Origin of the sequence: Arthrobacter sp. CAL618, assembly GCF_000468215.1 — a bacterium.
Classification (GTDB): Bacteria; Actinomycetota; Actinomycetes; order Actinomycetales; family Micrococcaceae; genus Arthrobacter_D.
In genome coordinates this window covers 1,351-9,867 of record NZ_ASZW01000184.1, presented here as the reverse complement: position 1 = coordinate 9,867, position 8,517 = coordinate 1,351, and the positions used below count along the sequence as shown (strand labels likewise).

Here is an 8,517-nt window from a genome sequence, read left to right as displayed (position 1 = left end):
CCGGGCGCCGCGTTCGGGTGCTGATTACCGCTTAGTTGATTTGAGCGCCAGTGATCCTCATGGACAACCAGCCGTGGCCGATCTGCCCTGAGGTACCCCACCGGGCCCCGTCCACGATCGAATAGTAATACAGATTGCCGTCGTTGCGTTTGGCAATAATGCCTTGAGTGCCGTTGCCCTTGAAGCCCGACACCGCGTTGAGAGTCACCATCTTTCCCCACCCTGAGCCAACTACCGGCCTCGACGCAGGAGCGAAGCGACCGTCGCCGTTGCCCTTGTACAACACCAGCTGTGACTGGCCGTTGCGAGCGAGCAGATCCTGGGTGCCGTTCGTGTCGTAATCGGTCATCACTATCTGCATTCCATTAAACCCGTGGCCGACCTGGCGGGGAGCAGCCAAGGATCCGCTGCGGGTCTGTGCCCAGTAATGGAGTGATCCGTCTGTGCGGACGCCTGTGATGGATGGGCGGGCGCCACTAATCCAATCGCCAACGGAGAGCTGCATGCCGCCCCATCCTGACGCTGCCAGAATTATGGCCGACTGGAATCCTCCTGCTGGCTGCCCGTAGTAGACGCTCAGCCGGCCGTTATTCCACTGGGCAAGGATGTCGAGGACTCCGTCGTCGTTCCAATCCACCTGGTGAATTGATTTGGCGGATCCCCAACCAGACCCGATCTGTGCCCTGGTCCCGAGTGAGCCGCGCCCGGTGCTCGGATAGTTGAAGAGCTTGCCAAAGCTGTCGATTGCTATCACGTCGGCTGTTGAACGGATTGAGGGCCGCTGAGGTGCCGGAGCTGGCGCTGCCTCGTTCCGGACGAAGCGTTGAAGGGCGGCGGACGTGCCGTTCCAGACGTTCCAGTCGCCGACCACTGGACCTTCGCTGGTGTACTGCCAGAGGCTGTACTTGTTCCAGCCGGAGGGGAGGGTGCCCGCGCCCACATTGTTGTAGGAGGCGATGTGCAGCGGGTGGTTGGCGAAGGCTGTCGAGTTTCCCGTGCACCTGTTCCACCAGTCGGTGGTGGTGTAGATCATGGGTACGCGACCGGTGCGGTCCAGCATGGTGTTCGAGAAGTCCCGGATCCAGTTGACCATCGCGGTGGTGCTCATGTTGTAGCAGGAGTTGCCGAGCGAGGAATAGGGGTTGTACTCGACGTCGAGCAGCGGGGGAAGGGTCTTACCGTCGGCCGACCAACCGCCACCGTTGTTAATGAAGTAGTTGGCCTGCGCGGCTCCCGAGGAGATGCTTGGAATGGCGAAGTGGTAGGCGCCGCGGACCATGCCAGCGCTTGCCGAACCCGTGTACTGCTGGCTGTAGTAGGGGTTCTTGTAACTCGTCGCCTCGGTGGCCTTAGTGTAGGCGAACCTGGAACCCTGATTCCACGCCGCCGACCAGTTGACGTTGCCCTGGTAGCTGCTGACGTCAACGCCCAATGTGCCTTGGGGGCGCCACAGGTTCACCGCCGCAGGATCGGTAGCTGCTGCAGGCGCGTCGCTCAAAGTTGACTGGTTCTGAAGTTCCCGGGCGGTTGGGATCTGCGGATCACCGGACTCGGCGATCCGCTCGGCGCCTTGCCCCAGGCTCGCACCATGGGGACCGATCAGTTTCGCAAGTGCTTCAGGATCCGCGGCTAATTCGGCAGCGGTAAGTTCTTCCGGTGCAACCTCGGCGGGCGCCACCTCAGCGGGCACCGGAGTCTCAGCCGCCGGATCAACGATCTCAGGGTCGACGGTCGCCACCTCGGCAGGAGCCGGCGTCGTGGGGCCATCAGGAGGACCAGCAGGTGTCAATTCGGGTGGCGTTGCGTCAGCCGGCGCCGAAATGGTCGGTTCTGGTGGGACGGGTTGCGGGGTGGCGATGGCTGGCACGGACCCCGCAGCTAGCGCTGCGGTAAGGAATGCGGCGGCAAGGACAGTAGAGGCGCGAGAGTGGTTCACAGAAAAGTCTCCGAGTAATGCGAGCCCGAGGCGAGAGAGGGCGTCGTCCCCTCGAGGATAGCCCACTGTGACTGATGTGACTACAGATGCAGCTGTTTCGGCAAGGGTGATCGTTATCCACAGCGCCTGACCAGGGGGTGGGCGAAGACCCCTGTTTCCCTTATCCTGTAGTGCATTCACCGGTTACACCCACGGTCTCGGGCGTTCCGGCCCCAGAGGCCGGGCTGCCCTGTTTCAAGGGACTCCTATGGACGCCGTACGCATTATCGAGGATGAGGTTCGTGAGCTCATCCGCCGTCGTGGGCTAGACCCGGCCCGGCAGAGTGATGAGGTGTTGCGGCTGGTGCAGGCCGCCGTTGACGATTACGACGAGCGCACCATGCTCGGTACACTCCCGCAACTCGGGCAGCGCGACGTGGCGCAGAAGTTCGTGTTCGACGCAGTCGCCGGTTTTGGCGCCTTGCAGCCGTTCTTCGATGATCCGACAGTCGAAGAGGTCTGGATCAACTCACCGACCGAGATTTTCGTTGCACGGTCCGGTGAATCAGAGTTGACCTCGCTGGTTTTGAGCGAGCAGCAAATCCACGACCTGGTCGAACGTATGCTCAAATCATCGGGCAGACGGCTCGACCTATCCTCTCCGTTTGTGGATGCGGCACTGCCTGATGGATCACGCCTCCATGTGGTCATCCCGGATGTGACGCGCCGTCATTGGTCAGTCAATATTCGAAAGTTCATTGCCAAAGCGACCCGGCTGGAACACCTCGTCGGGTTGGGGACCCTGTCGCCGCAAGCTGCCCGATTCCTGGACGCAGCGGTAGTGAGCGGGCTGAACATCCTGGTGTCGGGTGCCACCCAGGCCGGTAAAACAACCCTGCTGAACTGTCTTGGTTCAAGTATCGGTTCCCGGGAGCGGGTGGTGACGGTCGAGGAGATCTTCGAACTCAAGCTTCCGCTGCGAGACGTGGTGGGGATGCAATGCCGACCACCCAATTTGGAGGGACAGGGGGAGATTCCGCTCCGGAGACTGGTCAAGGAAGCACTTCGGATGCGCCCCGACCGGCTGATCGTGGGTGAGGTTCGGGAGGCGGAAAGCCTTGACATGCTGGTCGCCCTTAATTCCGGGCTGCCGGGGATGTGTAGCGTGCATGCCAACAGCGCCCATGATGCAGTGACTAAGATCTGCACTCTTCCCTTGCTGGCTGGGGACAACATCTCTAGTGCTTTTGTGGTGCCCACGGTGGCGTCATGCATCGATCTCGTGGTTCACTGCGAACGCTTTCGAGACGGACGCAGGAGGGTCACTGAAATTCTGTCCCTCGGCAGGCGGGTGGAAAACGGCATCATCGAATCATCGGCCGTGTTTCAAAGAGTCGACGGTGACCTCGTTGTCACAGCGTCCGCCATGCCCTCCGAAGAAAAATTCGCCAGTGCAGGTTTCCAGATTGCCCGCCTCCTGGGACCAGCGACATGATTACGGTCATCGGGGCAGGACTCGGAACGGGTCTGTTCATGATCTGGTGGTCCTTCTGGGCTGAACCCCGCAAAAGTCAGCAGACTACTCGCCGAAACCGCCGAGTTGACGACCTGCTGCTGCGCGCGGGTATCGAAGCTGTCTCAGCGGGAGGCCTGATTGCCACGTCACTGGGCATCGGAGGGGTGGTCTTCCTGGCGGTGCTCGTCCTCACCGGGTCTCCTCCGATCGCGGCCTGCTTCGGTCTGTTCGGTTCGCTGCTACCCGTGGGCGTCGTCAGGTGGCGCGCGCGTCGTCGGGCGGCTTCACTCAGAGAACTCTGGCCCGACGTCGTCGATCACCTGCGATCAGCCATCCGCGCAGGGCTGTCCCTGCCCGAAGCCATCAGCCAACTGGGCGAGAAGGGTCCTACAGAGCTGCGTCATGCCTTCACCGCGTTCAGCGACGACTACCGCGCGGGCGCCCGGTTCGATGATGCCCTGGAGCGATTGAAAGCCAGACTCGCTGATCCAGTCGCAGATCGCATTATCGAGGCGCTGAGAATGACTCGGGATGTAGGTGGCTCCGACCTTGGACGGCTGTTGGGTACGCTCGCGGAATTTCTGCGGGATAGCGCCCGGACGCGAAGCGAACTGGAAGCCCGCCAGTCCTGGACCATCAATGCTGCGCGGCTGGCTGTTGCTGCCCCCTGGCTCGTGCTGATGCTGCTCGCTACCCGCCCGGAAGCGGTAAGAGCCTATAACACCGCCACGGGTGCCGGAGTGCTAATTGGCGGTCTGGTGGTTTCGGTGGTCTGCTACCGGATTATGCTCCGGATCGGCGCCTTGCCCCAGGACGAACGGGTACTGCGATGATGGACCACCAGGCACTGGCCATCCTGATGGGCGGCTCCCTCGGGGCTGGTCTTTGGCTCATTCTGGTGCGGGTCCCCTTCTTTAGACCAGCACGATTCGTTGACCGTGTAGCACCGCAGCTGAAATCAGTGGACGTTCGTTCCCGGCTACTGGATGGACCGCCGTCATCAGTGAGCCCATTTGGGCCAATCGAGCGCATCGCACGGCCGGTACTGGACGACGTCGTCCGCTGGCTGGGCCGGTTCAACCCGGCGTCCGCAGCCCTCGCGAGACGCCTATCGCAGGCGGGTCAGGAACAACAGGTGGCCGACTTTCGGGCCGAGCAAATACTGTGGGCAGCTTTCGGCCTTGGCACATCCACTTTCCTGATGGTATCCCTGGCAATGTCGGGCAGCATCGGCCCGCTTCCCGCTGTAGCCATCGTGATCGGGTGCACGGTGGGAGGCTACGTGTTGCGGGACTACTTCCTGTCGGTCCAGATTCGGAGAAGGGAAGCTAGGATGCTGGCCGAGTTCCCGAGCCTGGCCGAGCTAATGGCCCTCGCGGTCAGCGCAGGCGAAAGCGCGACGGGTGCCCTCGAGCGGATCTGTCGAACATCTAACGGGGAGCTTTCCCGGGAGTTCGAGCGGGTGCTCGCGGAAACCCGAGCAGGGTCGCCGCTAATGACTGCTCTGCAGGATTTTTCGAACCGGACCAGGCTGACACCACTGGTGCGTTTTGTGGATGGCATCACTGTCGCTGTGCAGCGTGGAACTCCGCTCGCCGATGTTCTCCGGGCGCAGGCGCAGGACGTCCGTGATGTATCCAAACGCGAGTTGATGGAAGCAGCCGGGAAGAAGGAGATCGCCATGATGATCCCCCTGGTTTTTGGGGTGCTTCCCCTGACGGTCCTTTTTGCCGTGTACCCAGGCATCGCACTCATCAGCCTTGGCCTGTAATCCACCCACCAGTGTCGACGGAAGAGGAAAAAGTGAAACTGAACCGAATCATTTACCGGATCCTGCAAGCTCTTCACCTGTACCTGGCGCTCGCGCTCACCCGGCTGGTGAGAACGGTGAACAACGCAGCGGATGACCCGCCCGAGCGAGGAGATGTTCCCGGCTGGGTGATGATCACCCTAATGTCCGCGGTACTGGTAGCAGCGCTGCTCGCTCTGGCCGGTCCCGCATTGGAGAACCTCTTCAACGACGCGATCAGTCGCGTCAGCCCCTGATCGGCCAGCGGTGAGGAGAGAACCGGACGGCAATACCAGCCACGAGCGTGGGGCAGCGGTGGTGGACTTCGCACTGATCGGGGGACTCCTGACCGTCATTTTCGTTGCGGTCATCCAGCTCACCCTGGTGCTTCACGTCCGGAACACCCTGATTGATGCGGCGTCGTCAGGGGCACGCTACGGAACGCTGGCTGATCGGACCGCAGCCGACGCGCAACAGCGAACTGGAGTCATCATCTCCACCGCACTCAGCGATGGATACGCCGAGGAAATCTCCGTCGACGAAATCAACCAGAACGGATTGTCGCTGCTGGCGGTGACCGTCCGGGCGCCACTGCCAGTGATCGGCCTGATCGGTCCCGCGGGAGTGTTGGAGGTGACTGGTCATGCGGTGCTTCCACGCGAGCCCACCGACAGCTGAACAGGAGAGGGGGAGCGCCGTCGTCGAATTTGTCTTCCTCGGACTCGTTTTGCTGGTGCCGGTGATCTACTTTGTCCTGACCATTGGTCGGTTGCAGGCGGGTTCCTTCGCCGTGGTCGGGGCCGCTGATCAGGCAGCCAAAATTTACGTCACCGAGGAATCGCTGCCTGAGGCGACCTCTCAGGCGCATCAGGCAGCGATCCTCGTCCTGAACGATTTCGGGTTCGACGCGTCGGAAGCGGAGATCGAGGTGAACTGCAACGGCGAATGCCTCACCCCCGGTTCAGGAGTGACGGTCGGTGTCCGACTCGGCATCAACTTGCCGTTCATGCCGCCCGGACACAGCGTCGACGATTCGGTAGTGGTCGTCGACTCGTCGGCGACACAACTGGTGGAACGGTTCAGATGACTCGCCCCAAGTTCCCTTCGATCCGGGAGATTCATACGTCCGGACCCGAGGAGGGACAGGTCATAGTCATGGTGATCGGATACCTGTTTTTATCCCTGTTAGTTCTGACCGTGGTGCTCGCCGCATCGGCTGTTTACCTCGACCGGCAAAAGCTATTGTCAGTTGCCGACGGCGCGGCCCTGACCGCCGCCGACACCTTCAGACTGGCCGAGCCACCTCCGGGTGCGGAGGCCCCCCTGCCAGCACTGGATGCCACGCTGGTCCGGACAACGGTGCAGGAGTACCTTTACCTGACCGGTGCCAGCGCACGCTTCGACGGGCTGACGATGGATCCGGGGACCGGAGCACCTGACAACAGGACAGCCCAGGTGGTGTTGACTGCGGTTGTCCATCCACCCGTCGTGAACTTTCTCGTACCGGGGGGGATCCCCATCGCCGTGACCGCCGAGGCCCGCTCCGTGTTGACCCGCTGAGACTTCGGAACGATCAAATTGGCGGGAATTTGACCCATCCCAAACCCCTGATCGGCGGTAAAATGATCTAGTTGGATGAGGTGGTTCACATGATGGCTCGCTCGCTCAGACGGATGGCAATGGCGATTGGAACGTCGCTGGCGCTTCTCTTCGGCTTCGTGACAGTTGCACCCCCTGCGCAGGCCGCCCCCCTTTACGGTCACGATATCTCCTGGCCCCAATGCCCACCAGCGGCCGGCGGTTTCGGCCTGCCTATGCCGCCGACTTCAACCCAGTTCGTCGTTATCGGACTCACCAAGGGTCTGCCCTTCACCGAAAACCCATGCCTGGCAAGTCAGGTCACCTGGACCAAAACCAATAACAAGTCGACCCACGGCTACGCAATGGCAGGGTTTCCCACTGCTGCCCAGTTGAATACCTATGGTGCACGAGGGCCGTGGGCGAGCAGTACCCGTGCGGGTCGGCTATCGAACGTGGGGTACTCGGAAGCGCGGTTCGCCGTCGCCAGCATGAACCGGATAGGGTTCCGGCCACCGGTGGTGTGGATCGACGTCGAACCCCGGCCAGCCCAGCCGTGGCCCACCAGCACCACGGCGCAGCAACGCGACAACCGGCTCATCATCGAGGGACTGATGCGCGGGCTCCGCGATGCGGGCTTCTCCTACGGCCTCTACTCCTATGCCTCGGGGTGGGCGGAGATCACCGGATCCTGGCGACTTCCCGGGGTGCCGGTGTGGGCGACGGCCGGGAGGCTGGACTATCCCACCGAGGCCCTGGACCGCTGCCGGCAGCCGAGTTTCTCCGGCGGGCGCGTCTATCTCTCCCAGTGGTACGACGACACCCGGGACTACAACCTGACCTGCGAGCCCTACGCCTTCACACCCCTGGCCATTCCAGCATCGACGCTGTCCCGTTCCACCGCCGACTTCAACGGTGACTGGAACAACGACATCCTGGCTCGCGTCACAGCGACCGGTGATCTCCGGATGTACCGCGGAAAGGGAGATGGCACTGCGTGGAGTGGTGTCCGGATCGGGTCGGGCTGGAACGGATTTGACGTTCTCGAGACACCGGGTGACTTCAATGGCGACGGTCCCGCTGATTTGCTGGCCCGCGAGGCGGCTACCGGATATCTGTGGCTGTACCGGGGCAACGGCAAAGGAGGGTGGCTGCCGAGGGTCCGGGTTGGTAGTGGCTGGAACATTTTCAACAGCATCCTTGGGCCAGGGGATTTCAACGGAGACCAGTTTGTGGATGTTCTCGCCCGGGAACGGACCACCGGGTACCTCTGGCTGTATCGGGGAAATGGGTCCGGGGGGTGGCTGCCGCGGGTCCGGGTTGGTAGTGGCTGGAATGCCTTCAACACCATTGTGGGTCCCGGTGATTTCAATGGCGATGGCCGGGTTGATCTGCTGGCCCGCGACAAAGCGAACGGCTATTTGTGGCTGTATCCGGGCAACGGCACAGGGGGCTGGCTGCCTCGCTCGAGGGTGGGGCACGGCTGGAACTCGATGACAGCGGTGATGAGCCCCGGCGACTTTAACGGGGATCGCACCGCCGATGTCCTTGCTCGTGACAGCCGGGGGATTCTGTGGCTGTATCCGGGCAACGGCTCAGGGGGCTGGCTGCCCCGAGTGCAGGTGGGCACTGGGTGGAATGGACTGAACCTGATCTTCTGATGCCACGCCAGCCCTCACGCTCCCCACCTCCCGCAGTCGCTTCACAGCGGCGACGGCG

The 8,517-nt window shown here is 62.3% G+C and carries 9 protein-coding genes; 8 read left to right on the top strand and 1 reads right to left on the bottom strand.

Annotated features, from left to right (window positions below):
* Positions 1–31: 31 nt before the first annotated feature.
* Positions 32–1,936, bottom strand: coding sequence for a GH25 family lysozyme (locus tag K728_RS20180; RefSeq protein WP_237742137.1), 1,905 nt, complete (start codon positions 1,934–1,936; stop codon positions 32–34).
* A gap of 247 nt (positions 1,937–2,183) precedes the next feature.
* Between K728_RS20180 and K728_RS0111270 the strand changes: the two genes are divergently transcribed.
* From K728_RS0111270 to K728_RS0111235, 8 genes are all read left to right on the top strand, one after another.
* A complete protein-coding gene (locus tag K728_RS0111270; RefSeq protein WP_024476776.1) occupies positions 2,184–3,410 on the top strand; it encodes a CpaF family protein in 1,227 nt (408 codons plus the stop codon).
* On the top strand, positions 3,407–4,264 hold the full coding sequence (locus K728_RS0111265) for a type II secretion system F family protein (protein WP_024476775.1): 858 nt from the start codon (positions 3,407–3,409) through the stop codon (positions 4,262–4,264). The genes K728_RS0111270 and K728_RS0111265 overlap by 4 nt, the downstream gene beginning before the upstream one ends.
* A complete protein-coding gene (locus tag K728_RS0111260) occupies positions 4,261–5,202 on the top strand; it encodes a type II secretion system F family protein (protein ID WP_024476774.1) in 942 nt (313 codons plus the stop codon). The genes K728_RS0111265 and K728_RS0111260 overlap by 4 nt, the downstream gene beginning before the upstream one ends.
* A gap of 83 nt (positions 5,203–5,285) precedes the next feature.
* The gene (locus K728_RS0111255; protein ID WP_237715293.1) at positions 5,286–5,477 is read left to right on the top strand and encodes a hypothetical protein; all 192 of its coding nucleotides are present in this window, start codon (positions 5,286–5,288) and stop codon (positions 5,475–5,477) included.
* A gap of 10 nt (positions 5,478–5,487) precedes the next feature.
* Positions 5,488–5,898, top strand: a complete 411-nt coding sequence (locus K728_RS0111250) for a TadE family protein (protein ID WP_051317681.1) — start codon at positions 5,488–5,490, stop codon at positions 5,896–5,898.
* The gene (locus K728_RS0111245; protein WP_024476772.1) at positions 5,864–6,307 is read left to right on the top strand and encodes a TadE/TadG family type IV pilus assembly protein; all 444 of its coding nucleotides are present in this window, start codon (positions 5,864–5,866) and stop codon (positions 6,305–6,307) included. The genes K728_RS0111250 and K728_RS0111245 overlap by 35 nt, the downstream gene beginning before the upstream one ends.
* Positions 6,304–6,780, top strand: a complete 477-nt coding sequence (locus tag K728_RS0111240; RefSeq protein ID WP_024476771.1) for a pilus assembly protein TadG-related protein — start codon at positions 6,304–6,306, stop codon at positions 6,778–6,780. The genes K728_RS0111245 and K728_RS0111240 overlap by 4 nt, the downstream gene beginning before the upstream one ends.
* An 89-nt stretch (positions 6,781–6,869) precedes the next feature.
* Complete coding sequence (locus K728_RS0111235; RefSeq protein WP_035747873.1) at positions 6,870–8,459, top strand: FG-GAP-like repeat-containing protein; 1,590 nt, start codon at positions 6,870–6,872, stop codon at positions 8,457–8,459.
* The last annotated feature ends 58 nt before the right edge of the window (positions 8,460–8,517 follow it).